General features: G+C 43.0%; 24 protein-coding genes and 1 other RNA gene. 10 read left to right on the top strand and 15 right to left on the bottom strand.

All coding sequences use genetic code 11. The features are described 5' to 3' along the window. Positions 1 to 217: 217 nt before the first annotated feature. Complete coding sequence (gene gpmI, locus JMW61_RS08465) at positions 218 to 1,876, bottom strand: 2,3-bisphosphoglycerate-independent phosphoglycerate mutase (RefSeq protein WP_201550268.1); 1,659 nt, start codon at positions 1,874 to 1,876, stop codon at positions 218 to 220. Positions 1,877 to 2,120: 244 nt separating this feature from the next. Between gpmI and ssrS the strand changes: the two genes are divergently transcribed. Further along, a non-coding RNA gene (gene ssrS, locus JMW61_RS08460) (6S RNA) lies at positions 2,121 to 2,316 on the top strand. 109 nt (positions 2,317 to 2,425) lie between these two features. Here the strand turns inward: ssrS and JMW61_RS08455 are convergent. Further along, complete coding sequence (locus JMW61_RS08455; RefSeq protein WP_201550267.1) at positions 2,426 to 3,049, bottom strand: FxsA family protein; 624 nt, start codon at positions 3,047 to 3,049, stop codon at positions 2,426 to 2,428. Between the two features lie 259 nt (positions 3,050 to 3,308). Here JMW61_RS08455 and ruvC point away from each other — a divergent pair, with 259 nt between their 5' ends. Further along, complete coding sequence (gene ruvC, locus JMW61_RS08450) at positions 3,309 to 3,893, top strand: crossover junction endodeoxyribonuclease RuvC (RefSeq protein ID WP_045446965.1); 585 nt, start codon at positions 3,309 to 3,311, stop codon at positions 3,891 to 3,893. Positions 3,894 to 3,993: 100 nt separating this feature from the next. Here the strand turns inward: ruvC and JMW61_RS08445 are convergent, their stop codons facing one another. From JMW61_RS08445 to JMW61_RS08425, 5 genes are all read right to left on the bottom strand, one after another. Continuing rightward, positions 3,994 to 4,977, bottom strand: a complete 984-nt coding sequence (locus tag JMW61_RS08445; RefSeq protein WP_201550266.1) for an META domain-containing protein — start codon at positions 4,975 to 4,977, stop codon at positions 3,994 to 3,996. A 440-nt stretch (positions 4,978 to 5,417) separates the two neighbouring features. Beyond that, positions 5,418 to 6,080 carry a glutathione S-transferase family protein gene (locus JMW61_RS08440; RefSeq protein WP_201550265.1) on the bottom strand — a complete coding sequence of 221 codons (663 nt, stop codon included), beginning with the start codon at positions 6,078 to 6,080 and terminating at the stop codon, positions 5,418 to 5,420. Between the two features lie 337 nt (positions 6,081 to 6,417). Next, positions 6,418 to 7,056: a peroxiredoxin gene (locus JMW61_RS08435; protein WP_201550264.1), complete on the bottom strand. Its 639-nt coding sequence runs from the start codon at positions 7,054 to 7,056 to the stop codon at positions 6,418 to 6,420. A 240-nt stretch (positions 7,057 to 7,296) separates the two neighbouring features. Next, positions 7,297 to 8,070 carry a phospholipase D family protein gene (locus tag JMW61_RS08430; RefSeq protein WP_197216882.1) on the bottom strand — a complete coding sequence of 258 codons (774 nt, stop codon included), beginning with the start codon at positions 8,068 to 8,070 and terminating at the stop codon, positions 7,297 to 7,299. Between the two features lie 145 nt (positions 8,071 to 8,215). Further along, complete coding sequence (locus JMW61_RS08425) at positions 8,216 to 9,955, bottom strand: glutamine--tRNA ligase/YqeY domain fusion protein (protein ID WP_201550263.1); 1,740 nt, start codon at positions 9,953 to 9,955, stop codon at positions 8,216 to 8,218. Between the two features lie 273 nt (positions 9,956 to 10,228). Here JMW61_RS08425 and JMW61_RS08420 point away from each other — a divergent pair, with 273 nt between their 5' ends. Together JMW61_RS08420 and JMW61_RS08415 are read left to right on the top strand one after the other, a co-directional pair. Then, a complete protein-coding gene (locus JMW61_RS08420) occupies positions 10,229 to 10,744 on the top strand; it encodes a peptidylprolyl isomerase (protein WP_194197192.1) in 516 nt (171 codons plus the stop codon). A 102-nt stretch (positions 10,745 to 10,846) separates the two neighbouring features. Then, positions 10,847 to 11,701 (top strand): UDP-2,3-diacylglucosamine diphosphatase, encoded by an 855-nt coding sequence (locus JMW61_RS08415; RefSeq protein ID WP_201550262.1) that lies wholly within the window; start codon positions 10,847 to 10,849, stop codon positions 11,699 to 11,701. 87 nt (positions 11,702 to 11,788) lie between these two features. On the opposite strand, the gene JMW61_RS08410 is transcribed toward JMW61_RS08415, so the two are convergent. Next, positions 11,789 to 12,703, bottom strand: coding sequence for a WG repeat-containing protein (locus tag JMW61_RS08410; protein ID WP_201550261.1), 915 nt, complete (start codon positions 12,701 to 12,703; stop codon positions 11,789 to 11,791). Positions 12,704 to 12,794: 91 nt separating this feature from the next. Then, positions 12,795 to 13,382, bottom strand: coding sequence for an oligoribonuclease (orn, locus tag JMW61_RS08405; RefSeq protein WP_201550260.1), 588 nt, complete (start codon positions 13,380 to 13,382; stop codon positions 12,795 to 12,797). A gap of 228 nt (positions 13,383 to 13,610) precedes the next feature. Here orn and rsgA point away from each other — a divergent pair, with 228 nt between their 5' ends. From rsgA to secB, 4 genes are all read left to right on the top strand, one after another. Continuing rightward, positions 13,611 to 14,714: a ribosome small subunit-dependent GTPase A gene (gene rsgA, locus JMW61_RS08400; RefSeq protein ID WP_201550259.1), complete on the top strand. Its 1,104-nt coding sequence runs from the start codon at positions 13,611 to 13,613 to the stop codon at positions 14,712 to 14,714. A gap of 142 nt (positions 14,715 to 14,856) precedes the next feature. Beyond that, positions 14,857 to 15,312, top strand: coding sequence for a rhodanese-like domain-containing protein (locus JMW61_RS08395; RefSeq protein ID WP_201550258.1), 456 nt, complete (start codon positions 14,857 to 14,859; stop codon positions 15,310 to 15,312). Positions 15,313 to 15,588: 276 nt separating this feature from the next. Then, entirely contained in the window at positions 15,589 to 15,852 is a 264-nt protein-coding gene (gene grxC / locus JMW61_RS08390; RefSeq protein ID WP_110922607.1) for a glutaredoxin 3, read from the top strand. 181 nt (positions 15,853 to 16,033) lie between these two features. After that, entirely contained in the window at positions 16,034 to 16,486 is a 453-nt protein-coding gene (secB, locus tag JMW61_RS08385) for a protein-export chaperone SecB (RefSeq protein WP_110922606.1), read from the top strand. Between the two features lie 235 nt (positions 16,487 to 16,721). Here secB and adk read toward each other — a convergent pair whose 3' ends face one another. The 6 genes from adk to JMW61_RS08355 all read right to left on the bottom strand — a co-directional run bounded on the left by adk (position 16,722) and on the right by JMW61_RS08355 (position 23,689). After that, positions 16,722 to 17,378 (bottom strand): adenylate kinase, encoded by a 657-nt coding sequence (adk, locus tag JMW61_RS08380; protein ID WP_194197188.1) that lies wholly within the window; start codon positions 17,376 to 17,378, stop codon positions 16,722 to 16,724. Between the two features lie 219 nt (positions 17,379 to 17,597). Beyond that, complete coding sequence (gene ccmI / locus JMW61_RS08375; RefSeq protein WP_201550257.1) at positions 17,598 to 18,878, bottom strand: c-type cytochrome biogenesis protein CcmI; 1,281 nt, start codon at positions 18,876 to 18,878, stop codon at positions 17,598 to 17,600. Continuing rightward, on the bottom strand, positions 18,875 to 19,369 hold the full coding sequence (locus JMW61_RS08370) for a cytochrome c-type biogenesis protein (protein WP_245905654.1): 495 nt from the start codon (positions 19,367 to 19,369) through the stop codon (positions 18,875 to 18,877). The genes ccmI and JMW61_RS08370 overlap by 4 nt, the downstream gene beginning before the upstream one ends. Before the next feature lie 65 nt (positions 19,370 to 19,434). Continuing rightward, on the bottom strand, positions 19,435 to 20,094 hold the full coding sequence (locus JMW61_RS08365) for a DsbE family thiol:disulfide interchange protein (protein ID WP_110922602.1): 660 nt from the start codon (positions 20,092 to 20,094) through the stop codon (positions 19,435 to 19,437). Next, entirely contained in the window at positions 20,094 to 22,124 is a 2,031-nt protein-coding gene (locus JMW61_RS08360; RefSeq protein ID WP_201550256.1) for a heme lyase CcmF/NrfE family subunit, read from the bottom strand. The genes JMW61_RS08365 and JMW61_RS08360 overlap by 1 nt, the downstream gene beginning before the upstream one ends. A 233-nt stretch (positions 22,125 to 22,357) precedes the next feature. Next, positions 22,358 to 23,689 carry a hypothetical protein gene (locus JMW61_RS08355; protein WP_197099958.1) on the bottom strand — a complete coding sequence of 444 codons (1,332 nt, stop codon included), beginning with the start codon at positions 23,687 to 23,689 and terminating at the stop codon, positions 22,358 to 22,360. A 480-nt stretch (positions 23,690 to 24,169) separates the two neighbouring features. Here JMW61_RS08355 and mrdA point away from each other — a divergent pair, with 480 nt between their 5' ends. Both mrdA and rsmD read left to right on the top strand, forming a co-directional pair. After that, complete coding sequence (gene mrdA / locus JMW61_RS08350) at positions 24,170 to 26,149, top strand: penicillin-binding protein 2 (protein WP_201550255.1); 1,980 nt, start codon at positions 24,170 to 24,172, stop codon at positions 26,147 to 26,149. Between the two features lie 24 nt (positions 26,150 to 26,173). Then, positions 26,174 to 26,863 carry a 16S rRNA (guanine(966)-N(2))-methyltransferase RsmD gene (rsmD, locus tag JMW61_RS08345; protein ID WP_201550254.1) on the top strand — a complete coding sequence of 230 codons (690 nt, stop codon included), beginning with the start codon at positions 26,174 to 26,176 and terminating at the stop codon, positions 26,861 to 26,863. Positions 26,864 to 26,870: the final 7 nt, after the last annotated feature.

Here is a 26,870-nt window from a genome sequence, read left to right as displayed (position 1 = left end):
ACATTATTATTATAGATATATTTATCAAACATGCCTCATAACATAACATCAAGCGCATGCTTAAAACTAGAATAGTATTGCAAATATCTTAGGCCAAATGTATCAAAAAAAAGGAAAGATATTAGATATCTTTCCTTTTCTAGTGTCCAACAACTTTAGTTTCTAATAACGATAGTCTGCTATCAGAATACGAAGGCTAAAATCTTTCAATCATCAATTACGATACTGGTAATAATAAGCTTTCACCCGTCATCTCAATTGGTGCTTCGATATTCATCAGTGCCAAAATAGTCGGTGCGATATCGCTCAACTTACCACCATGACGCACTTTTAACTTTTTGTCACCAACATAAATAAAAGGTACCAGTTCAGTAGTATGTTGAGTATGTACTTGACCGCTGTCATAATCCTGCATCTGCTCACAGTTACCATGATCGGCCGTGATTAACATATCGCCTCCAGCTGCTCGCACTGCAGTCGCAACACGACCCACACATACGTCCAACGCCTCTACCGCTTGTACAGCAGCATTAAAGATACCTGTGTGTCCAACCATATCCCCATTGGCATAATTGACGACCAGCACGTCATATTTACCAGATTCGATCGCTTCTACCAATTTATCTGTCACTTCAGGCGCACTCATTTCAGGCTGCAAATCATAAGTGGCAACATTTGGAGAAGGCACTAAAATACGTGTCTCACCGTTGTACTCCTCCTCACGTCCACCACTAAAGAAAAATGTTACATGAGCGTATTTTTCGGTTTCTGCGATACGTAGCTGCGTCTTGCCTTGATCTTGCAGATATTCACCAAGTGTATTGGTCAGTGACGTTGGATAATACGCGATACTGGTTTTTGAGTTATCCGCCAAAACGTCTGAATACTTGGTCAGCATCACAAAAGCTGCCAGTTTAGGTTGCTTGTTTCGCGCAAATCCAGAAAACTCATGATCTGGCAGTACAAAGGCTTGTGCAAGTTCACGAGCACGGTCAGAACGGAAATTCATAAAAATCAAAGCATCATTGTCATCGACCGTGTATGGCACTTCATCACGCCCGATTACGGTAGTAGGACTAATAAATTCATCTGTCTCACGTGCTTTATAAGCAGCTTGTACAGCACCATCGGCTCGGGTCGACAAGCGGTCAGCCTTACCTTCAGTGATAAGCTCATAGGCTTTTTGCACTCTGTCCCAACGGTTGTCACGATCCATCGCATAATAACGTCCGATAATACTCGCAATCTGTACTCGACCACCTTCGTAGTGCTCATTGAGCTTGCCGATATGTGTACGCAAACGATTTATGTATTTATCAGCAGATTTTGGCGGTGTATCACGGCCATCTAAAAAACAATGGACAAAGACGTTTTTAGCGCCATGGACAAGTGCTGAATGGCACATCGCTTCGATATGATCTTGATGCGAATGCACTCCACCGTCCGACAGCAGCCCCATAATATGCACGTTGCCACCAAGCTCATTTGCCGCTTTTACAGCATTTACCAATGCTTCGTTTTTATAAAACTCACGATTATTCACTTCACTGGAGATACGAGTCGAGTCTTGATAAAGAACACGGCCAGCACCCAAGTTCATATGTCCAACTTCGGAGTTACCAAATTGACCATCTGGCAAACCAACGTCTTCTCCTGAAGCAGATATCAATCCGTGTGAGTACTGCTGATAAATCTTATCTAGATTTGGCATTTCGGCAGCAGCAATTGCGTTGTCCTTATCGTCTTCACGATGCCCAAAACCATCTAATATCATTAAGACATGCGGTATTTTTTTATTGTTATCGCTGTCGCTTTTATTATTGAGTTGAGCCTGACTATCGTTGATAAATTCTGATTGTTGCTGATTATGGGTCATGAATTACCGCTCCTCAAGTGAATGAACGCCTATGATGCTGTACTAGGAAGTTTAAAGCCCTCTATATTAACACACATCTCAAAATAGCTGAAAAATCGCTATTTTTAACTAGTAATTAAGCGCCTAATATGATCCTAAATCATTCAAAAATGGTTAAAACTCGACATGAATCACGTAATCATTAATCCTAAGTATCAATCTGTAAATCGTACTTGCAATCATTCAATCCATTGGTTAAGATAATTATATTCTGAAGTGTTGGCTAGTAGATGTTTATTCCCTGAGCCGATAATGCTTTACCAGGATGTGGTACCTATCGTCTCATTGTGTATGCCTGCACCGCTTGCGGTGTATCAGGAAACCTGCAGAGATGATGACGCATCCGCCCTGAACTTCACGGTTCATGGGTCACCATCTTACAGCGGCACTTCGGTTGTTTTATTCGGTCGATAAATATATTTCCTATTAATTATGTATTTATTACCACCAAAAAGCCCCTTTCGTAATTAACGAAAGGGGCTTTTTTATGCTTACGATTTAACTAAATAGTTATTCGTCATTAGCAGACCTTGTAATTTTCTTTACATCTTTAGGAATATTTTTGGCAGTACCATTAACGGTTGTATGCTGTTTGAACACATCACCAAACGGGTTTTGTTGTTGCTGACCAAATGGGTTTTGGCCATTCGTGCCGCCTGCTCCGCCGAATGGGTTTTGACCACCCATACCACCAAAGGGATTTTGACCGCCGCCCATTTGACCACCCATCTGCTTTGCCATCATTTCCATCATTTTCTGCTGATTGTTCATGACATAGTTATTGGCAAAGTCTTTAAGCTTCTTCTGTACAGGTGGTAATACGACCAATAGCGCAAGCAAATCACTGAGTACCCCTGGTATAAGCAGTAAAATACCCGCTGCTGCCATCGCGACACTTTTAATCATGGTCGACTCTTGCGGGCGCATCGACGGGTTCGTCATACCACCAGCTTTCATCTGCTGTGCCATTGGATTAAGTGCAGCCATTCCTTTACGCAGCAGTGAGATACCGATGACGGCGGCAATGATAAACCACATAAACACCCACCAACCACTCATAAACTGAGCAAGCAAATACCAAAGCAGCATCTCGATAATAAACCAAACGATGGCAATACCAACTATCTGACCCATAAAGTGTCGTCCTATAAAATAAAAACCAATAAATTGAGCGCCATGCAAATTAAGATGGCTAACATATGATGTATATGGGGATTGATTGCTATACTATCAAACTTACGGCTAATTTTTAAGCCATATAGTCGGTACAATATAATTTGGATACAAGGAATTTGAGTGAAAGTACTACGAGTAGTAGGCGGAGCGAGTCTGACACCGTATCCGATTTATATAAGATTAAATATAAAATAAAATGAAAGCAAGACGGGATATTATGGCCATTATTATCGGGATTGACCCAGGCTCACGCATGACGGGTTATGGAATAGTTCAACAAACCGGCGACAAACTGACTTATATCGATGCAGGTACTATTCGTACGGATACCAAAGAGATGCCTGAACGACTTAAGCGTATTTTTAACGGTCTGACACGGATCACCCAACATCATTTGAAATATGCAGACGAGCCTATCTATACAGCTATTGAGCAGGTATTTATGGCTGAAAATCCAGACTCTGCGCTTAAACTTGGGCAAGCACGAGGCGCGGCGATTGCTGCCATGGTAGCACTGGACTTAGAAGTGTCAGAATATACGGCTCGCCAAATCAAGCAAGCTGTCTGCGGCTATGGTGCTGCAGCAAAAGAGCAGGTGCAAGAGATGGTCTGCCGTATCTTGTCTCTAGATGTGGTACCACAACAAGATGCTGCTGATGGACTCGCCTGCGCCATCTGTCATGCTCACTCAAGCCATTCAATGAACAAACTGATATTGAATAGCGCTATGCGTGGACGCGGTGCCTCTAAAAAGAAAGGCCGTTGGCGCTTAACGGAAGAAGACTTAGGTAATTTACGTTAAATATAAAGTCTGTTATACAACCATAAAAAAACACGCTTCATATGGACGCGTGTTTTTTTGAATCATTGACTCAATATATTCATAACGATAATGAACGAATCTATTCTACTACTGAACTTTCAATGACTGCATCCAATACATAAGCATATTCTTCATCTGATGTGTTGGAAGTATCATCCTCTTCCGTATCGCTGCCGTCTAATCGATAGCGCTGTAGACGTAATACTTCTTCATGCTGGCCATCATGCTGATAACCATCGATTTCACCAATAAATACGCGCCATTTACCTTCATTGATTTTAATACCTTGACTGTTATAAGTAACGGGCTTCACTCGTAAACACATCTGTGGGTTATTATCAGTACACGGTATCATGTCTGCACTTACTGCCCAAAATACAGCCTCGCCCTTACTATTATATCTGGCTTGTGGGGTCAGCTTTCCTTGCCAAACTAAAGTAGCGGCATCACTGGTAGTCTGTGTCAATATTGGCGTATCGCTTTTAAGGCTGTCAACGCTAGCATTGTTAGCCATTGCCAATACCAGTTCGCTATCACCTTGCATCAGCGTACTTAAGTTATCTTCAGCCTTATTAAGATCGCCACAGGACATTTTAGTGCTCATGCTATCTTCAACGGTTAAAGCAGAACCTTGCAACTGATAAGCCGCACTGATGGTGTTGCAACCAACACTATAGTTTAAGGTATTTTGACCTTGATACTGGTTGAGTGACAGACGCACTTGGTCTGTGATTTGCATCAACATATCTAGTGGTTGATCATGGCTGTCCGTTGCAGATATCAGTGTCCAACGATAACGTGAAAGATTGCTAATCATTGCATCTTCAACACTCATCTTACCGGATATTGCCTCGCTGGCTATCGTATCGGTATTAATAACATCTTGATTAACAATATTGCTATCAACATCTGCATCACCTACTTCACTAGCAGCTACATCTGTATTATCTGGCCCCTCATTTTCGTCGGCAGACCCGTGGCAAGCACTTAATGCCAAACTGGTGGCTAGCATAGTTAATACCAACACCGAACGAACAGGCTGTTTTTTAACAAACGATGTCATAACAATCATACCTTTTGGCCATTCACATGCATCGCGATTATCCTTTTTACAGAAATAAGCTTTAAACTATCAACTCTTTGAGGCTAAATTACGAATTTTAGGGTCAGATAGCGAACCGTATCTAACACAAAAAGCGTAATGATTTCACCACTATAGCGCTGATGACTATAGCGGTTGTAACAAAGTGTTTAATTTTATGTAGTCATAGTAATACCATTCACAAAAATTAGAGTAGCAATGAAAACAAGTGCAAGTACTACGCATTGTAGACTAAACGAGTTTGACGCAGCTAATCGTATTTCTTGGGTTTGGTATAACTACTATTTTACGGGTTATTCTTACTTGCCATACATCCATAAAAATAGTCTTAGGCAATTGACATTACTATCAACTACCTAAGACCGCTGATTATAGATGATTTTTAATTCTTAGTGTTTGCTTCAGTCTTCTTTATGAGTAGGCTTGGCTTTCGCCATGTTTTTGATACTAAAACGCTCATTCATCATGTGATAAAAACGGGCAAGATTTTCACCTTGCTCATTGGGATCAACTTTGAGCACTTTACCAAAATCTAGACCTAAATAGAGCACGATATCTGCAAAACTCAATTGCTCGCCGACCAAATACTCACGACCTTCTAATATGTTTTCAAAATACGCGAGTGTTTTGACCCCTCGTGCGATAGAGGGTGCGACAAACTCTGGCACTTGCTCAACACGTTGGGCTTTAGCGGGATTACTGTGCTGAAACGCTAACATGAAGTTATATAACACCTCAAACTCTGCAATGCGGCGCATAGAACAAACTTGTGCACGTTGTATGACATCGTTACCCATCACAGAGCGCTCACCATAGACACGGTCGAGATATTCGCAAACGGCCTGTGAATCATTGAGTACGGTACCATCACCCAACTTGAGCACTGGCACAGTACGCATCGGGTTCATTGCAGTGAACTCATCTGAATTCTGCTCATTAGCAGCAAAGTCAATATCAATAACATCAATATCGTCCATGTCATCAACATCAATACCTTTTGATGCTAATAAGATAAGTGCTTTGCGTGGATTCGGTGCAGTACGGGTGACGTATAGTTTTTTCATGGCAAACTCCTTAAAATATGGATTGAAGAGCGAATGAATGCAGTTGGTTTTTATAGTAGGTAACGCTCATTAAAAATATATCATTCAAAGACGATATTACCTAGACATAATATATGGTTCTTTTTCCATCATATAGTCAGCGAACTGCTAAATCGCTACGGCGTTATCCTTCCTAGATGTACTACTTGTACAATTTACAATCGGCTACCTTGTAACCATTTTAGAGTGCTTTGACTATAGCAAAACCCAACGCTGCTTGTTATATGAGTAGCAAAAAGCCCCATAACGTTACGTTACAGGGCTTAATATTTATCACTATAGGGCACGTACGCTCAACTTACTTATTTGGTGCAGGTGTGGTGCGTAGATACGGCTTAACTTCTGTATAGCCTTTAGGGTATTTGGCAGCAATGTCTTCGTTTTTCACACTTGGTGGAATGATCACGTCATCACCGTCTTTCCAATCTACTGGCGTCGCGATATTGTACTCATCTGACAACTGCATCGCATCAATAACGCGAAGAATTTCATCAAAGTTACGACCACAGCTCGCAGGATAAGTTAAGGTCAGACGGATTTTTTTGCTTGGATCAATGATGAATACGCTGCGTACGGTATGAGTGCTGTCTGCATTTGGGTGCATCATGTCATACAATTCAGCGACTTCTTTATTTGGGTCAGCGATGATTGGGAAATTCATCTCTGTCCCTTGGGTCTCACCGATATCACTCGCCCATGCTTTGTGGTCTTCTAAGCTATCGACAGAGATACAAATCGGCTTGACATTGCGCTTTTGGAACTCGCCATTAAGGGCAGCGGCGCGACCAAGCTCAGTGGTACATACTGGGGTAAAATCGGCTGGATGCGAAAAAAACACCACCCAATGATCGCCTGCCCACTCGTGGAAATTGATGTCACCCTCTGTGGTTGTAGCGTCAAAATTTGGTGCGGTATCGCCTAAACGTAAATGTGCCATGCTTGATTCCTTAGCTTTGTTAGTGATGAGTGCTAGTATCCAAAGATATCCACACTCTCTATTATTATCAACGTACTTCTTATTATCAACATACTCAGTCAGATACTACACAATAACGTAAAGCACGTCAGCAAAAAACTCATTCTATCTTAGCAAACTGGTTATGACTGTCTTGTGATAGATTGTAATGCGTTTATTCCATTTAGCAATAAATAAACCCATACATTTCTAGAGAGTCAACTAGATGACCATCCCTGCATCCCACAAGCAAAATTCACCAAACTTGCCCTTTTTACTAGTACCACCAGCTGCTCGTCCAGCATCAGTCAATACTAGCTCACCATCTTGCGCTTCTAAATAACCTGCTGCCAACAACTTATCATTTAACGCCTGAGTTTTAAACCCCAGTTCTTTAGCAAGCTTGGCAGTCGTCAATCTAGAGTAATTCGGTGTCGCCGCTTCTGTGGTAGATTTTGCCGTTGTATTAGCATTATTAGCACTTACCGCAGCATGACTAGACGCGGATTTTTTATCAGTGCTAGCATCGGTTCCAGATTCAATTTCAGTCACTTTTTCAAGCGACATTCTCACTTCATCACTGATTCTGATAATGCGTTGAGCTTCCTCATAAGTATCAGCATAAAGCTTACTGTCTTCATTACGATAAATCAGCACGCCCATTTCATTATTGTTGACTTGGCTAAACTCATACAGGTTCAGACTGGTAATGATGCACTCATTTTCATTCAGATAGCATTTCGCATGCAAATTTTTGCAAAAACTGGTACGAATAAAGGTCAGATTTTTGAGCCAATTTATCTCTTCGGGGTGTAGATCATTTTTACCATAGACGATTCTAATATCAATTTTAAGACGATTACGATCTTCCAATAATTCTTTAATACGTTCATTAAGCTTTAGATACGGACTGATAATAATCAGCCTATCAGAGGCATTTTTAATTAATTCTTCTAAATGATAAGTCGTACCACTACTGTTCAAAAACTTTGCCATTTTCATTTCCTTAAATATTACGATACTCAACTTTACAGATGCACAAAAAAGCCCATCCCTAGCGTACTAGAAATGGGCAGGCTTGCAAACCACTATTGTTCAGTATTATCTCAAAACAAAAGCATTTTGCATTGCTTGTTATGCATTAAGCAGGCTTATAGCTATCACGCAAGCTAACAATCTGGTTAAAGACTGGTTTATCCGTGCTATGGTCTTCGCTATCAGAGATAAAGTAACCTTCACGCTCAAACTGAAAACGCGTGCCAGCGTCAGCATTGGCAAGTGATGGCTCAACCACGGCATTAAGTTCAGTCAACGAGTTGGTATTCAATGCTTGATGGACATCAGCAACGCTGCTTGGGTCTTCAACACTAAATAGCTGCTCATACATACGCACGGTGGCTGGAACGCCTTGACTGGCCGATACCCAGTGAATGACACCCTTAACCTTACGGCCTTCGGGATTTTGACCCAAAGTAGTCGGATCAATGGTGGCTTTTAGTTCGACCACATTGCCCGCTTCATCCGTAATATGCTCAGTCACTGCCAACACATAGGTATTACGCAGACGAATTTCTGGCTTTTCTGGTGACAAACGCTTATAGCCTGCTGGCGGTTCAATCTCGTAATCGCCTTGATCGATATATATCGTCTCAGTGAATGGGATTTCACGCTCACCCATATCGATATTGGGATGGTTCGGCTGAGTCAACCATAAGGTTTGTGCGGCATCATCAAAACGCGCGTTGACGCTATCGGCTTTTAGAGAGTCCCAACTGCTAACCGCTTCTGCAAAGTTAGTGATGGTTACTTTCAATGGTTTGAGTACTGCCATACCACGGGCAGTCGTCGTCTCTAGCGACTGACGAATACTAAACTCTAATAAGCGAAAATCAACCACGCTATCTACTTTCGTCACGCCCACACGTTCACAGAAGTCACGTAAACCCTCTGGCGTATAACCACGGCGACGCATACCAGCGACCGTTGGCATACGTGGATCATCCCAACCACTAACGATGTTTTCATCAACCAATTGCTTAAGTTTGCGTTTACTGGTCAATGTATGATCAACGTTTAGGCGGCTAAACTCGTACTGATGCGGTGGTACGTCAAAGCCTATTTTTGCGATGACCCAATCATAGAATGGACGATGATCTTCAAACTCTAGCGTACATAGTGAGTGAGTAATCCCTTCGAGAGCATCAGAGAGCGGATGAGCAAAATCATACATAGGATAGATGCACCATTTATCCCCTGTTTGATGATGCGCTTGATGCATGACACGGTAGATGACAGGGTCACGCATGTTCATGTTTGGGCTTGCCATATCAATCTTGGCGCGCAACACGGCTTTGCCTTCAGTATACTTTCCGTCTTTCATATCATTAAAGAGCGCTAGGTTTTCTTCAACACTGGCGTCACGCTGCGGAGACGGCGTGCCTGCCTCATTGAATGAGCCGCGGTTCTCTTTCATCTGTTCAGGCGATTGCAAATCAACATACGCATCACCTTGTTCAATCAACTGTACGGCCCATGCATGCAACTGGTCAAAATAACCTGACGCATGGTGCGCTTCACCTGACCACTCAAATCCTAGCCACTTCACATCGTTTTCGATATTGTCGATGAAATCTTGCTTTTCTGCCGTTGGGTTGGTGTCATCAAAACGCAGGTTACACACACCGTCGAACTCTTTGGCCACACCAAAGTTTAAACAGATAGATTTTACATGACCCAAATGCAGATAGCCGTTTGGCTCAGGCGGAAAACGCGTCACAATCTGTTGCTGTTTTTGCGCTTTGATATCGTCACGAATAATATTACGAATAAAGTCGTTTTTGTGTTCGTCTTTTTGTGCATTATTGCTTGAGTTCTCACTCATCGGGTATTGCTCCTAACGCAAATTGTCAGTTCATGATGCATGCCATCACACATCATGGAAAATTCAAACCAAACTATTAAAAACAGGTTATCAAAAATGATAATAAAAAGTTAAAGTTGCGTTATTCTATCAGCTTTTGCGAACGCATTAACAGCCTGATACATGACACAGACTAAAAAAGCCGTTAGACTACCCATGACTTTTTATTAACCAACTTTTTACCCACCACTTGACAGCGTCATTTAAGGCGCCGTAATCAAAAAGGAATATCACATGGTAGACATGCCACCAGTAGTAGAACTAGACACCAGTATGGGTGCGATCGTTATCGAACTCAATGAAGAAAAAGCACCAAAAACCGTAGAAAACTTTTTGAACTATGTAAAATCTGGTCAGTATGACGGTACGATTTTTCATCGCATCATTGATGGTTTCATGATTCAAGGCGGCGGAATGGACGCTGAAATGAATGAAAAGCCAACCAATGCTCCCGTTGAAAACGAAGCAGATAATGGTCTAAAGAATGACAAAGGTACGATTGCGATGGCGCGTACGCAAGATCCGCATTCAGCAACCAGCCAGTTCTTCGTAAACGTAAAAGACAACGATTTCCTAAACCACACTGGCAAAAATATGCAAGGTTGGGGCTATACTGTATTTGGTAAAGTCACAAGCGGTATGGATGTCATCGAAAAAATGCGCGGCGTACCAACAGGTCGTTTCGGTATGCATGCTGATGTACCAAAAGAGCCTGTCGTTATCAACTCAGCGACCATCATTACTCAGTAATTGTTTCTCATTAGCAGTCCAAGTAGTCATATTTACTCAATAAGCACTTATTAGAATAACTTTTTAAGAAAGCATTTTGATAAGTCACGAGGATAAAGATAAATGCAAAATTTTAATCATTTAATCACGACCCGCCCTCATGAGGTGCGGCAAGTTTTGATTAGCGATTTGCATTTATCGCCTGAAGAGCCTGCCTTAGTGCAGGCTTTTTTGGCGCTGCTTGACGATTGCCTTGCCTTGCCTGCTCTCAAGCGCCTGTTTATCTTGGGTGATTGGTTCGAAGTATGGCTAGGTGATGATGTTTATCTATCGTTGTCAGAAGATGAATGCCAAACCCATTGGCTCACCCCGCTCATCGTGAAATTAAAAAAACTGCGAGTGGCTGGCTGTGAGATTTTAGTGATGCATGGCAATCGTGATTTTCTATTAGATCAACCATTCTGTAATTTATTCGGTGGTGAGCTTATTTATGAGCCATACACTCTAAACGTCGGGCAGAAAAACTACCGATTAGAGCATGGCGATGCGCTTTGTACCGATGATAAAAAATATCAGTTCTTTCGAAAAGTAATGCGTAACCGTTTAACTCAGTGGTATTTGCTCAATAAATCGTTAGAAAAACGCTTGGCTATTGCAGATAACATGCGACAAAAAAGTCAAAGAAATAATGCTAATAAAGCCACCCATATTATGGATGTCAATGCAGACGCAGTCAGTACAGTAATGGCTGATAGTGATGCCTTATTACATGGGCACACACATCGTCCAGACATTCATCAAACTGCCAATGATAAAATGCGTTATGTCTTAGGTGATTGGCGACTATTAGATACAGAGACACGCCAGCCGAAAGTCAGTGCCGTTATTGGTGCAGTGATAGATGATGAACAATCAAATGACAGTTTTAGTAGTAATAATACTGAGTTTGGATTGTTTGAGTTTAGATATTCAGTGTAGAGTGAAACCCGTGCACCACTGAAAATTAGACTCTATAAAATCGGTGCGTAAGGCGCAGCCTATAACGCTATTTAAAAAAATTTAAAATCAGTCAACGATTTGACCTTGTCGATTAACTCTCAATTCTTCGCCGTTTAATTTGACTATACCCACGCCCATTGAGAATATATCTGCATAATCATATTTAAAAGGTATAACAACGTTACCTTCTGTATTAATATACCCCCATTTACCGTCTTTCTTAACAGGCGCTAGACCTTCAGAGAAGGCCCAAGCACTATCATATATGAGGGGTATAACAACTTGACCCATAGTATTTATAAAGCCAGCCTTTCCATCTATTTCGATACCTGCTAAACCTTCATTAAAGACATAAGCCCAATCATATTGTAATTCAATAACTGTCTGACCTGTATCATCTATATAGCCATGCTTATTATTCTTACTAACAGGTACAAGACCTCCTGCGAAGTAACCAGCGTGCTCGTACTGGAATGGGACAAATACTTCTCCATTAGTATCAATAAAACCCCATTTATCATCCTTCTTAACGCCGGTTATATCTTCTTCAAAGCTCCAAGTATCTTGATACTTTAGTTCAACAACTTCCTGACCAGAATTGTTAATAAAGCCCCATTTATGATTCTTCTGAACAGCTATCAAACCTCTTTTAAAACCTCCGATACCGATTAGGTCATATTGTAATGGTACGACCTCTTTGCCATCAGTATTAATGAAACCATACTTATCATTTCGTTCTACAGCGGCTAAACCCTCTGAAAAATTACCAACGAAGCTATACCGAGAAGTAGAAAGAATCTTATTTCTGATATTATCTAGCTCGGTCTTATCTTTACTGGTTCCAACAATATTGATACTACTATTTTCTTGCGTAGTAGTATCAATATTATCTCTTAGTAAATCGCTACTACTGTAAGAAAGCTCTGGAGATAATATACTTGAAATAATAGCTATTTTTATCAATATAGGTTTAACGTCCATCAGCTTCTCATAATTATTAATAGCTACTAAGCTTTTACTCTAAACGGGACAGATTAGATGTAACCTACAAAAGCTAGCAAACTCTCTACTTCTAATCCATCAATTTAAAGAAATGCTGACGATAGTGTTTTAGCTCACGAATAGAGTCACGTATATCATCTAGGGCTAAATGACTGCCGCCCTTTTCAAAGTTTCTTAAGATATCAGGACGCCAGCGGAAGCAAAGCTCTTTGATAGAGGACACATCGAGATTGCGATAATGAAAGAAGCGCTCAAGCTCTGGCATTTGGCGTGCCATAAAGCGACGGTCTTGACAGATTGAGTTGCCGCACATTGGCGACTTGCCGCTATCCACCCATTTGTTTAAAAACTTAATGGTCTCAGCTTCTGCTTCTGCCAATGTCACGGTACTACGACGCACACGGTCGACCAATCCTGACTGGCCATGCTGTTTGGTATTCCAATCATCCATCTTATTTAAGACTTGATCAGATACCTTAATGGCAAACACAGGGCCTTCTGCCAATACATTCAAATCTTCGTCAGTGACGACAGTGGCAATCTCGATAATCTCGTCATTGACGGTATCAAGACCTGTCATTTCTAGGTCAATCCATACCAGCCCTTTTTTGCCTTGGTTTCTGATTTTGATTTTATTGGGATGGTCATCGGTACTCATATTTTGTCCTATGGTCAATAAAGCTTGGAACAACTTTGGGGCAATGTGAACTAAATAAACCACATATAAATGGTCATGCTCAAATGATATTATATTGCGCTGACGGATTCATAACGTCTCAAAAACTTAAAACATTACAAAACCACCGTCCGGTATAGGCGCTTTAGGCTGTATGTTAGCAAATTTTCACGCTACACTTAGCAATATTTTTTTAATAGGTTCAAACCCATGGCATTAATCCGGCAACGCAAACTGACCAAACAGCAGATTCGTCGCATCGACAAGCAGCAATTGTTAAGTCAAGACAGCATCGATGACAGTTTGATGGATGGCGTGGTCATGGCGCATTACGGTAAGCAACTAGAAGTACAAGTCACCAGTTTGCCTGCTGTGATATCTGAGCAGCCAGAGATTGGGCCTGATGATCCTGAGCCGTTTTGGCAAATGCTTGAGTTGGGTGATATTTGGCGTTGTCATGTACGTACCAATTTGCCGATGCTAGCCGCTGGTGATCAAGTACGTTGGAACGCCGACTCCAATACTGGATTTGGCCGTATTGAATCCGTCAAACCACGTACCTCACTCGTTTCTCGACCTGACCGCTATCATAAACTCAAACCCGTCGCTGCCAACGTTGATATTTTGGCCATTGTCTTTGCACCACTGCCTGCTGCTGCACCCACACTGATTGATCGCTACCTAGTGGTTTGTCATCTTGCTGACGTAAAGCCATTATTGGTGCTGAACAAAGCCGATTTACTGGCGCAAGAAAACGGCGTCGATACCAATGAGTTATTGGCACAATATGCAGCACTTGGGTATGAGAGCGTCTTAACCTCAGTCGACTGCCCTGAAAACGTCGCTGATAGTAATGAACAAGAAGGACTGGACGAGCTAAAACGCTACATAGACAAAAAACTGGTTATCTTTGCAGGACAGTCTGGTGTTGGTAAGAGTAGTTTAATCAATGCGCTACTGCCAGAATCGGGTCAAGTGGTAAACATCATCTCTGAAAACTCGAAGCTCGGTCAGCATACCACCACCACCAGCCGCTTATTACCGTTTAATCCAGATGACTTAACCCAAGGTGGCATCGTTGACACACCCGGTATCCGTGAATACGGTATTTGGCATTTGAGTCCAGATGACATCATCTCTGGCTTCGTTGAGCTTGCACCCTTAGCAGGCTACTGTCAGTTCCGTGACTGTCGTCACACTCATAACAGCAAAGGCTGCGCATTATGGCAAGCCGTGGCTGATGGTGAAGTATTGCAGCGCCGTGTCGAAAACCTTGTGACCCTTAGAGAAGAGGCTGATACTAAACCTTATTAATCGCTGCCTTATTAATCGTTCATCACTAGGTTGACCATCACACGTTTACTATGGATGGTCTAATCGGTATAATAGCGCCTTGTTCAATATCGTTGAGCTGGCTTCTCGGCTTAACAGAACACTTATTTTTTGGAGGTATGGTTTGGATCGTGCGCTGGATTTTGTGGGCAACCACCCGTTTTTATTTGGTATATTGGCCGTACTTGCCGTGCTATTTTTTGCTATTGAAAACAAACGTAGTGGCAGAAAAATATCGCCTAATACCCTTGGTATGATGGTTAACTCGCAAAATGCGCAGCTGATCGATATTCGTGCCAAAAAGAAGTTTGAGTCAGGTTATATCCAAGGCAGCCGCAACATACCTTTCACTGATCTCAAAGACCGCTTAGAAGAAATTCGTGCCATTGAGCAACCCGTCATTATTATCTGTGACATGGGTGTGCAAGCAGGCGCTGCGATTCAGATGATCGGTAAAGACGACGTCTACCGTTTGGAAGGTGGTGTTGGCGGCTGGCAAGGCGCAGGCATGCCGTTAGTTGGTGTAAAAGATGTCAAGCCGAAGAACAAAGGTAAAGCCAAGCCGAGTTTACACAAGTAGTAAAGCTTATAACTATTTAGTTAGAAAAATGCTCAGCGAGCATCAATTGACATCTGATTGATACGCTTAAAAAAAGACACCTTATCGATAGGTGTCTTTTTGTTTGTGGCATTTATGCTACCCTCAGCGCTTTTATGCTTCAGCATCTTGAATTTGATATGCTCATCCCCACTTTAATAATGAGCATCACCAAATATATTTTTAATATCAATTTATGTACTGGTAGCGGATTACAATAAAACGTTTACCTTCTAAACCAATAAATAAGGATTCATCATGACCGTATCTGTTAAAGTCTACACGACCCCTATCTGCCCATACTGCTCAAATGCCAAGCAACTGCTAAAAACAAAAGGCGTTGCTTATGAAGAGATTGGCATGCACGACATCAGTAGCGAAGAGCGCCAAGCATTAATGAAAAAAACCAATAACTATCGCACGGTGCCACAAATCTTCGTTGGTGATACCTTTGTCGGTGGTTTCGATGAGCTCAATCAGATGAATCAACAAGGCAAACTTGATGAGCTATTAGCGGGTTAATTTGCTGCCTGTTTTTGAACCCACCTCTGCTTATACAAAGAGAGAGAAAGAGGTAGGTTCAAGACTAGCAATAAAAAGTATTGATAAAAATATCGAGATTCAGTCTCGATTTATATTACAATGAACTTTGATTAAAATGACCATTTTCCCAATTATTTGATTCAATTTTAGAGGAATTACCATGGCTGACGAACAAGCACAACCGCAATTGGCACTAGAACGCATCTATGTAAAAGACATGTCACTTGAAGTGCCAGGCGCTGGTGTATTCACCAAAGAGTGGAACCCAGAGCTTGATATCAACCTATCTAGCAATGCTGAAAAACTTGATGATGATCATTATCAAATCATCTTGACTGTGAGCGTTACGGCTAAAAATGCTGATGAAGCAGCCTTTATCGCTGAAGTGCATCAAGCGGGTATTTTCTTATTAAAAGACATTCCAGAAGACCAAATCGGTCAAATCTTGGGTGCCTACTGCCCTAACGTGCTATTCCCATACGCTCGTGAAGTCATCAGTGACATCGTGACACGTGGTAGTTTCCCGCAGTTATTGCTAGCACCAGTTAACTTTGATCAAGCTTACGCACAAAGCCAGCAGCAAGCACAAGTTGGTGCTGAAGGTAATGCCTAAGCTTTAATCAGAAATATGCGAGCTTTATCAGTCGCATATTTTGATAAAAAGGCCGTTTACTTATGATGAGTGAGCGGTTTTTTTGTGGGTGCTTTTTAATTCTAAATGAACAAGCCATTACGAAAAATAGATTCGTGAGATATAAAACCATCAGATGCAAGATCATTAGCCATAAAAAAAACCCTGCTATTAAACAGGGTTTTTAATGACTATATCAATTAGCTAAAATTGATAATTAGCCTTTTAGCGCAGACAAAATTTGTTGCTTCACATCATCGATACCTTGCGTACCATCAAACTTGTCATACTTAGGAGCATCAGCACCTTCTTTGGCTTTATCTTGATAAAAACCAACCAATGCAGATGTCTGCTCATGATAAGTCGCTAGGCGATCACGAATCGTAGATTCTTTATCATCTTCGCGCTGGATTAACGCTTCGCCAGTCACATCATCAAGACCGTCTTGCTTAGGTGGATTGTGATGGACGTGATAAACGCGACCTGAGCCTGGATGCTGTCGGCGACCAGACAGACGGTTGACGATTTCATCATCAGGAACGCTGATTTCAACCACATGGTTGATCGCAACGTCAGCATCTGCAAGCGCTTGAGCTTGTGGAATCGTACGTGGGAAACCATCAAAGATACAACCGTTGACACAATCAGGCTTAGCGATACGTTCTTTCACTAGGTTAATGATAAGGTCATCAGAAACCAAGCCACCAGCATTCATGATGTCTTTGGCTTTTTTGCCAAGTTCGCTACCCTCTTTGATTGCTGCACGCAGCATATCGCCAGTTGAGATTTGCGGGATATCATATTCTTTCGAAATGAACTGGGCTTGGGTACCTTTACCGGCGCCTGGTGGACCTAGCAAAATAATACGCATCATTACACGTTTCTCCTTAATAAATAGGATTTTGGGACTAATACAACGTTGGGATTGGTTGTTTGCAAGGCTACCTTACCTTGTGGCCCTGCAAAGCTCAAGTATTTTAATTATTTGGGGTGATAAGTTGCGATGACTTACCTGTTCATATAGCGCTGTTGCGCGCTGCTGTGTTGGACAACAGCGCTTGTGTCATAGGGGCTGACAGCAACAGATAGCCAGCTAAGGGATTTGCTGATTGATGTCTACGTTGACCTCAGTTTGTTCAGGGCCAATCACGACTGGATTGCCTGACAAGTCACCTGACTCAGCACTAGCAGTACCGCTATGACTGATGCGTGCGATGACTGCTAATTGCACCTTCTCGTCTCGAGCAGACTTCAAAGTACGTTCAGGCATCATAGCATCCAAATCACTTAGGCTAATATTGGCTTCCCCTTGCTTAATGACACTAATCGGTAAACGCTTAGCTGCAAATGGTGGACCACCATTCACGTCACGTATTGCCACAAATAGCACGTCGTCAGCCTTAACCAATGGCAACAGACTTGTATTCACTTTCACGGTGACTTCGACGCCTTCAGATGCTTGCTGCTTCTGAGCACTCACACTGGCACTTAACTCATCCAAACTCGATAGCGCTTGGGTATGGTCGCCAGGCTTGGCAGAAATACTCTCGCGTAGACGTCTAATCCAGCCTTGTGCTTGGTCAAAATTACTACTGCGTGCCTCACCCATTGCCATGAGCATTTGCGCGCCTTCATGCGCTGGATTTTTGATCAATACGCCTTCTAGCACTCGGCGAGTATTCGCATCTAGCTGGCCTTTATTAGCAAAAAAGCTAATCTGTGCGTAGGTAGTCGCGATTTCTTCATTGTCTGGTGTTAAGCGGTAAGCACGTGACAATGCCTCTAGTGCCGAATCGGTCGCCTCTAATGATAAGAAAAGCTCCGATAGGCGCATCCAGCGATTAGGATCATCCGCATGACGATAAACATTGGTCTGCATAGCACTAATGAGCTGCTGACCATCTTCGATCGCCCAAGCTGGTGGCTGATCAATCTTACCAGTCAGTAAATCATCAGCAACTTGGCTGACTTTGTCTTCGGCTGCCCACAGCTCAAACACAGGGGTACGATCACCGACCATAACATACGCCAGAGCCGACAATACAGGTACCCAAACGATAATAATCAGGCGGCTCTTAACGCCAGGTGTGACCATCGGTGTGACTTCACGCTGAGCATCTAACAGTTGACGCTCAAGCTCAAGCTTTTGATTCTCATAGTGACTGTCGTCAATAGTGCCACTATCTTTATCGGTTTTTAATTCTGCTAAACGCTCGCGGAACACCGCAACGTTGATATCTAATAGCTGATTATCTACTTGTTTTTCTTGTGAACGAGGCGATCTTAACCACGGTATGATAGTAATCACAGCAAGTATTAAGGCTGTAAGTAAGCTTAGAGCAATAAATAAGCCCACAGTAGAGAATATGGTCATTTTTTGTCCTCGAGACTTGTGATGTCATGATCTTTCTTATCATCGCTATCAGCACGTGATAACAAGCGATCAAGTTCAGCTTTTTCGGCAGCAGATAGCGCCGTAGCAGTATTATTTACTGTCACCCCACTCTCTCCGCTAGCCACCAGCTGGCGCCGTTTGCTTTGCCAGAACCAACCTGCGACCAAAATGATGAGCAATAATGGCGGAAAAAACCATAAAATCCACGTTGATGGACGTACAGGCGGCTTATAACTAATAAAGTCGCCATAACGTTCCTGCATATAAGCGCGAATCTCACCATCACTACGACCGTCTTTTATCAGGTCATACGTTTTTTGCTTTAAGTCTTGAGCAATTGGTGCATCAGAACCTGCTAAATTTTGGTTTTGACATTTGGGGCAACGAAACTCTTCAATGAGACCACGATACTGGGCTTCTTGCTGCGGAGAATCGAAGTCATAGACCTCAATTGCCGCATAACTGCTCATACTTAAGAGACAAGCAATGATAAAGCCTGCTAACTGTAGCGTCACCTTCTTTACTTGATAAGCGATCATTGACACGCCTCCTGAACCTGACTCAGCTCTGGACTGATGTTTTTATCATTGGCTTCATTGAGTACCATCAAACAAGGCGTGATACGACTTTGCCAATTGCTTTCATTGATCTCACCGATAATATGCTGACGAATAATACCCTCACCATCGACGATGAAAGTCTCAGGCGCACCCGTCAAACCCAAGTCTAATGCAAACTGACCAGACAAATCCTGAATGGACATCGAGAACGGATCACCACCTCGATTTAAGTACCCTAATGCATCGCCAATATCGTCTTTGTAATTGACACCGACCAGATTGACACCGCGCTCTTCTAATTGCATTAAAAACGGGTGTTCAATGATACAGGTTGGACACCAAGAGCCCCAAATATTCATTAGAAAGGGCTTGTCAGGCAAATTCTCATTGGTCATGATGCGGCTAGTGTCTGATAATAGCGGCAGCTCAAAGGTTGGTACTGGGCGCTCAAGTGCCGTATTGGTAACGATATCCGTTGGTTTACCCAAACGCATATATAACATGACGACAAAACCAAGGAATACAATCAACGGAATAACAAACCATAACTTAAGCTGTTTTTTATTCATGGTTTTTGTGTTGCTTGCCTTGTCTTTTTTCGGACTTGGGTCAGAAGAATGATTTGATGTACTCATTACTTATCCCCCATCTTTATTGCTGGTGAATCCAAATCGGCCACTGTCGTAAAGCCTGATTTGCTTGCCGCAATTTGCGCAGGAGTCTTAGCTTTCTTAATACGATAACGGTGATCCAGCATGCTGAGCAATGCACCAAATGCCATAATCAAAGCACCAAGCCATATCCAACGGATAAGCGGTTTGACGTAGATACGGAAGGCCCATTCATTACTATCTTCTGCGATAGGTTCACCAAGTGCTACGTAGACATCACGCATTAGGCTCGCATCAATAGCCGCCTCTGTCATTGGCATCATGCTGATGATGTAGTTACGTTTGTCAGGATATAGTGTGGTCACAGCCTGACCGTCTTTAGTTATCTCAACTTCAGCTTGTGTGGCATCAAAGTTACTGCCTTTTACTTCGCTAAAGCCTTTGACAGTAAAGTCATAGCCTTGGACATGAACGCTGTCATTTGGTCCAAGCGCGACATCCCGCTCGATACTTAATGTGCTGGTAAATGCAATACCAATAACCGCCACAATCACACCGACGTGAGCGGTCTGTTGACCCCAATAGCTCAGACGTAATTGACGTAATCCCTTAAGGAAACTCGGGGCATTTTTGGTTTTGTCTTTGAAATCCACCACCATCCAGAACAGTACCCAAAAACTGACTGCCAACGTAACACCAATGTTAAGCATCGCAGACGGGCTAGTGAAATATGCAATAACTGCTGCCAATACAACACTACTCGCCGCAATCACCATGCCGGCGCCCAATAGCGGACGGCTGTCTTTTTTCCAGCGAATATTGGAGCCCATGCCCATCGCGACTAATATCAACCAAGTCAATGGGACAAATAGCGCATTAAAATACGGAGGACCGACAGAGACTTGTCCTAAATTGAAGGAATCAGCAATGATAGGATATAGCGTGCCGAGCAGTACGACCAAAGTCGAAATCAAAAGAATGACGTTATTAATAACTAAGAACGATTCACGTGAAATCAACTGATACTGACTTTCGACCGTCAAGCGCCAGCCGCGTACAGCGAACATCAACAGGCCACCACCGATAATCACACCAAGAATCACCAAGATGACAAGACCACGAGTTGGATCAGCGGCAAACGAATGCACAGAGGTAATCACGCCTGAGCGCACCAGGAATGTGCCCAGCAAACTGAGTGCAAAGGCAAAAATCGCCAGCATAATAGTCCATGCTTTGAACACACCGCGCTTTTCAGTAACAGCAAGCGAATGTAGCAATGCCGTACCTGCCAGCCATGGCATCAGTGACGCATTCTCTACTGGATCCCAGAACCACCAACCACCCCAGCCAAGCTCATAATAAGCCCACCATGAGCCTAGTGCGATACCAACGGTTAAAAAGCCCCAAGCAGCTAGCGCCCATGGACGCGACCAACGTGTCCATACCGCATCTAAACGGCCTTCCCACAATGCCGCCATACAAAAAGCAAATGGCACGACTAAACCCACATAGCCCATATAAAGCATCGGTGGATGAATAATCAAGCCAAAATCTTGTAGCACAGGATTTAGATCCGCACCATCAACAGGTAAATTAGGCAATGTACGGTCAAACGGCGATGAAGTAAAGATAAGCATCGCTAGCATCATCATCTGCACGCCAGCTAATATTACCAACACTCGCGCACGCATAGACAATGGTAGACCACGGCTGAAATAAGAGACCAACGCGCACCAAGTGGCCATAATGGTCATCCAAAGCAGCAATGAACCCTCGTGTCCGCCCCACGTTGCTGATAACTTATAGTACCAAGGCAACAGAGTATTAGAATGCTGAGTGACATAGACGAGGCTAAAGTCATTGTAATAAAAGCCTGCCATCAGCGCGGCAAATGAGGTAATCATTGCGGCAAACTGTGCCCATGCCAAACTTGGCGCTAGACGTTGCCATGCAACGTGGTCGCGCATAATACCGATGGTCGGTAATACTACCTGCAAAATCGCCAGCATAAAGGCGGCGAGCAAGGCAAAATAACCCAATTCTGTGATTAACATACGGTCTAACCTTGTTTACCTTGATACGGTCATAGTTTATTTGAGGGATTAGAATGTTAAGACGTTATAAGCATCCAGTATTTGTGACTGCTATATTTATGAGTGCGATGGTGAGCGTCACTAGCCCTTGCAGCTTGAGACGCTTACAGCATGGTACATTAGCGCCAACTTGTCACGTTTTTGTATCCACTCTGTATGCGATGTGTATAAAGCGCATAAAATTTAATATCTGACTAAGTCGATGGAAAAAAGACCAAAATAAGATGCAGCCAACCAGCCAAAAATCCCGTCAAACCACCCAATACAATTAGCGTCATCTCGTCTTCACGAAAAGCGGGACGTAATAAATTTTGAAACTCATTTGGCGTCAATGCACGAATACGATCACGAAACAGTCCAAATATCTTGCTCGCTCGGCTCTCATTCAGCTCAGGATCGCGCAGTGGCACCATCGTTGCGACAATGGATTTATCTATAATCGTGTTTTTTAATTGGCCATACTCACGGCGACCCAATCCCACGCGCAACGTCGTACTAATCACCGGTGACTCTAATACTTTATATAGATGGGACTTCATCAGCTCGCGCGTTTGCACAGCACGGTCGCCATACATCATCTCATTCATGATGTTTTCAAGCGTGACCAAATCCTTTACCACAATCTCAGCAAAAACCTCAGAGACTTCCTCTTGACGTTTCATAAAGCCACCTTGTAGACGGTATCGATCAATACGCGGTATCTGTGGTTTTATAAATGGAAAATGGCTCTGTACAGTAAAAAACTTAACATAGGGAATAAAATGTGGCTCGACCGGATTGAACACCATCCAAATAGCAATCCAATTGGTAAGAAAGCCCCAAATTGCTGCAAAAAACGGCACTGTCCAATGCTGTGGCACTACCAAAAATATGAACATTTGGATAAGACCGAAAATCAAACCAATCAAGGCACTGATATGCCAAATAAAATCGATCTCTTTTTGGCCTACTTTTAAAAACATATTAACCATCAACCGACGATCACCCTCCATCGTGTTGACGATCATCTTACGCATATCAACCAAGTCTTCGACATTATGGGTCAAGTCTGTCACCAACGACTGCATAATATTGGGCAGCTCTTGGTGTGCCTGGGCATAGACACGACGCTTTAACGCATAAGGCAGATTGCCCCACAGCGCAGGCGAATGATCCAGCATAATTTCATCAATCAATGCCTCAAGGTTTTTATCGACTGTATCAGTGATAAAGACGGCCATCTGCTCAGGTTCCATCGCCTGAAAGAACTCATCAAGCGAGCCCAGTTTTGACAACGTCTGATCAACGATGACACCTGATATCTTGCCAGCTTTGCGCGGCACGATACCTTGCCAGCCAATACCCGGCAACCCAAAAAACGGAAAGTTAGGAATACGAATACCCCAAAACTTAACCGGATAAAACAGCATTTTGAGCGCCATCCACACATGTATCCAAGTAACGAATGCAGTTACCGGCGGAATGGTTAGCATGGCAAAGAACTCTGGGTGCTCAGCTATCGCCTGCCACAATGAAGTTGTGTCCATGACTTATCTTGTCCCTGACAGGTTGATTGTCGTTGCTAATAACATACCGTTAGCACATTAGAACGCTGCACAAACACACGCTCTACCCATAATAATGACTATAAAATAAACCGCCTGATTTTAGCATACTTGCTATCCATTAGCACACGTAGACCCTAGCCAAGTTGTGACCAGACATGACACGTTTTATCGTTCACCTTAGACGGCAAACTCAGAAATATAAGCTATCATTGATGTGCCAATAATAAAGACAAAACAGACAGTGAAGTACTGCGTCCTCGCGTTTGTTCTGTTATAATTTGTGATTAAGTGACAACGAATATCTATAGACAGATTGTATATGTCATCATTTCCAACCATATCGCTTATGTGTTTGAAATCCTTTGTATTATCCTTTTTGCTCACCGCACTTTGGTTAACGACCCCGCCTATCTTATTTCTCTTTAATTGACTTACTGACCGTTTGGGCTCTGACTTTATATGAATAAACCGATAACTCCCAACACCGATCAGGTCAATCGAATTTTTACCAACCGTATCATTGTCTTTGGTTTTTTAATATTAATTGGCTTAGGCGGCCTAATAATGCGTTATGGCTACCTACAAGTCTACGCCCATGACAAGTACACAACGCAAGCTGATAACAATCGAATCAAGCTGATATCAGCACCGCCTAGCCGCGGCTATATTTACGATCGTAACGGGGTCATACTCGCGGACAATCAACCCGTATTTACCGCAATGCTAAGCCCTAACGAAGTTGAAAATCCAGAGCGTACATTACGGTTACTAGCACCTATTTTTGATCTGACAGAAAAAGACATTACTGATATTTTGGCGCGCCTGAGCAAAAGCAAGAATGACCCTGTCACGATCAAAATCGACGTGACTGATGCACAACTGGCACAATTTAGTGAACGTAAGCCTTTTTTTCGTGGTGTCAGTATTCAGAGTAAGTTAACGCGCTCTTACCCTTATGACAAGCTATTTGCACACGTTATTGGCTATGTCGGTCGTATCAATGACAAAGAAAGCAAACGTATTGATAAAGAACGCTATGCTGGTACCGACCTCATCGGCAAGATTGGTATCGAAGATTACTATGAAAACATCTTGCTTGGGCAGCCGGGCTATCAATCGGTCGAAACGGATGCCCTTGGCAATATCGTCCGTCAGCTAGATACCAAGCCACCTATAGCGGGTAACGACATTACGTTGAGCTTGGACTATGGCCTACAAACGATCGCCCAACAGCAGCTGGATGGTCGTCGCGGTGCCATTGTTGCAATCGATCCAAAAAACGGCGACGTATTGGCTTTTGTCAGTAACCCAAGCTATGACCCCAACCCTTTTATCTCGGGCATCTCCTTTAGAGACTATGGTGATTTGCGCGACGACCTTGATCAGCCATTGTACAATCGTGCGTTACAAGGTATGTACCCGCCTGCTTCGACTATTAAGCCCTTTGAAGGTCTGGGCGGTATCCATTATGGCTTGCGTAATTGGGAAACCACTATTTATGATCCTGGTTATTTTAGCCTACCGGGAGACTCACATCGATTCCGCGACTGGAAGCGCGGTGGACACGGGTCAGTAGATCTCAAAAAATCAATCATGATGTCGGTGGATACGTATTACTACAAACTGGCCTATGAAATGGGTATTCAGCGCCTACACGATTGGATGACACGCTTTGGGTTTGGTCAGCAAACAGGCATTGACTTGCCTAATGAAAGAGCAGGCATCATGCCATCGCCAAAATGGAAAAAAGACACTTATGATAGACGTTGGTTACCAGGTGAAACCATTTCAGTCAGTATCGGTCAAGGGTATTTTCTAGCCACGCCGCTGCAAGTGGCCAACGCCACAGCCATGACGGCGAATAAGGGCTATCATATTACGCCGCACTTATTAAAAAATAGCGATGGTGCAGCAGAGGTCAAAGTTATCACCAAACCAGATGGTAAGATTGACTACAATGGCAAGCCCTCTGACTGGTTACGCATGCATGACGCGATGGAAGCCACGGTCAAAAGCGGTACTGGGCGCGGTATCTACACACCGCGCTATCGCATTGCAGGTAAAACTGGTACGGCGCAGGTAAAATCGATTGCGCAAGGTAAACGTTATGACAAGTCCGCCATAGACAAACGCTATTGGGATCATGCTTGGTTCAATGGCTTTGCGCCAGTAGAAGATCCTCAGATTGCCCTTGCCGTATTGGTCGAAAATGGTGGTGGCGGTAGTAAAGTTGCTGCACCGATAGGACGTGCGCTGTTTGACTACTGGGTATTACAACGCAAAACCAACCCTATATTACCTCCAACAGCTGATGAGTTAAAAGCCATCAAACGTCAAAAGGCATTTGATAAAGCACTACGTGATGCACTGCGTGATAAAGAAGAGCAGGCTCTAAAAGAGCAAACTGAAACTGTAACAGAAGCAGCAGCGCCTGAATAAAAAGACGGTCAGCGAGAAAATATAATGAAAAAGTCTATAAGCAGCCGAGATACTAAGAAAAACCACAAGACAAAAAAGGCATCTGCTGGTGGCGATGTGCGTATCATTGGTGGTCAATTTAAACGCCGCACTGTGGGCTTTATCGACGCAGAGGGTTTACGACCAACGCCTGACCGCCTGCGCGAGACACTGTTTAACTGGCTACTGGCTGATATTCATGGGGCCTATGTGCTGGATAGCTGCGCAGGCAGTGGTGTGCTAGGCTTTGAAGCGCTGTCTCGTGGCGCTGCACATTGCACTTTCATTGAAATAAATAATGCGCAAAGCGATATGCTACGCCAAAGCGCTTTACAGCTACGTATTGATGCTGACAGCCACAAAATCATCACTGGTACAGCAGAAAAAGTCTTAATACAGCAGCAAATCGTCCCACAAACTTTTGATATCGTGTTCATTGACCCGCCTTATGCTCAGGATCTGTGGCAACCAATTTTGACAGCCCTAATTACTCAATCATTAATTGATACTGACACGCTCATTTATTTGGAAGCTGACAAAGATTTAGAGAGTCAACTGCAGCAATTGGCAAATACTTTAAATAATAATTTAACTGCTCAAGAGCAGACAACCCTAAAGGTTGTGGCGTTTGAATGTTTGAAACAAACCAAAGTTGGACAAGTTGTCGCTGGACTTTATCGGCTATCATCGTCATAATTGCACG

Origin of the sequence: Psychrobacter fjordensis (assembly GCF_904845995.1) — a bacterium.
Lineage (GTDB): Bacteria > Pseudomonadota > Gammaproteobacteria > Pseudomonadales > Moraxellaceae > Psychrobacter > Psychrobacter fjordensis.
Note: the sequence above shows the minus strand (reverse complement) of the source record. Positions and strands in the feature narration are given on the sequence as shown.

Excerpts from the sequence above, each read along its gene's own strand:
- gpmI (WP_201550268.1), bottom strand. The coding sequence starts at position 1,876 with ATGACCCATAATCAGCAACAATCAGAATTTATCAACGATAGTCAGGCT.
- JMW61_RS08455 (WP_201550267.1), bottom strand. The coding sequence starts at position 3,049 with ATGGGTCAGATAGTTGGTATTGCCATCGTTTGGTTTATTATCGAGATG.
- ruvC (WP_045446965.1), top strand. The coding sequence starts at position 3,309 with ATGGCCATTATTATCGGGATTGACCCAGGCTCACGCATGACGGGTTAT.
- JMW61_RS08445 (WP_201550266.1), bottom strand. The coding sequence starts at position 4,977 with ATGACATCGTTTGTTAAAAAACAGCCTGTTCGTTCGGTGTTGGTATTA.
- JMW61_RS08440 (WP_201550265.1), bottom strand. The coding sequence starts at position 6,080 with ATGAAAAAACTATACGTCACCCGTACTGCACCGAATCCACGCAAAGCA.
- JMW61_RS08435 (WP_201550264.1), bottom strand. The coding sequence starts at position 7,056 with ATGGCACATTTACGTTTAGGCGATACCGCACCAAATTTTGACGCTACA.
- JMW61_RS08430 (WP_197216882.1), bottom strand. The coding sequence starts at position 8,070 with ATGGCAAAGTTTTTGAACAGTAGTGGTACGACTTATCATTTAGAAGAA.
- JMW61_RS08425 (WP_201550263.1), bottom strand. The coding sequence starts at position 9,955 with ATGAGTGAGAACTCAAGCAATAATGCACAAAAAGACGAACACAAAAAC.
- JMW61_RS08420 (WP_194197192.1), top strand. The coding sequence starts at position 10,229 with ATGGTAGACATGCCACCAGTAGTAGAACTAGACACCAGTATGGGTGCG.
- JMW61_RS08415 (WP_201550262.1), top strand. The coding sequence starts at position 10,847 with ATGCAAAATTTTAATCATTTAATCACGACCCGCCCTCATGAGGTGCGG.
- JMW61_RS08410 (WP_201550261.1), bottom strand. The coding sequence starts at position 12,703 with ATGGACGTTAAACCTATATTGATAAAAATAGCTATTATTTCAAGTATA.
- orn (WP_201550260.1), bottom strand. The coding sequence starts at position 13,382 with ATGAGTACCGATGACCATCCCAATAAAATCAAAATCAGAAACCAAGGC.
- rsgA (WP_201550259.1), top strand. The coding sequence starts at position 13,611 with ATGGCATTAATCCGGCAACGCAAACTGACCAAACAGCAGATTCGTCGC.
- grxC (WP_110922607.1), top strand. The coding sequence starts at position 15,589 with ATGACCGTATCTGTTAAAGTCTACACGACCCCTATCTGCCCATACTGC.
- secB (WP_110922606.1), top strand. The coding sequence starts at position 16,034 with ATGGCTGACGAACAAGCACAACCGCAATTGGCACTAGAACGCATCTAT.
- adk (WP_194197188.1), bottom strand. The coding sequence starts at position 17,378 with ATGATGCGTATTATTTTGCTAGGTCCACCAGGCGCCGGTAAAGGTACC.
- ccmI (WP_201550257.1), bottom strand. The coding sequence starts at position 18,878 with ATGACCATATTCTCTACTGTGGGCTTATTTATTGCTCTAAGCTTACTT.
- JMW61_RS08370 (WP_245905654.1), bottom strand. The coding sequence starts at position 19,369 with ATGAGCAGTTATGCGGCAATTGAGGTCTATGACTTCGATTCTCCGCAG.
- JMW61_RS08365 (WP_110922602.1), bottom strand. The coding sequence starts at position 20,094 with ATGAGTACATCAAATCATTCTTCTGACCCAAGTCCGAAAAAAGACAAG.
- JMW61_RS08360 (WP_201550256.1), bottom strand. The coding sequence starts at position 22,124 with ATGTTAATCACAGAATTGGGTTATTTTGCCTTGCTCGCCGCCTTTATG.
- JMW61_RS08355 (WP_197099958.1), bottom strand. The coding sequence starts at position 23,689 with ATGGACACAACTTCATTGTGGCAGGCGATAGCTGAGCACCCAGAGTTC.
- mrdA (WP_201550255.1), top strand. The coding sequence starts at position 24,170 with ATGAATAAACCGATAACTCCCAACACCGATCAGGTCAATCGAATTTTT.
- rsmD (WP_201550254.1), top strand. The coding sequence starts at position 26,174 with ATGAAAAAGTCTATAAGCAGCCGAGATACTAAGAAAAACCACAAGACA.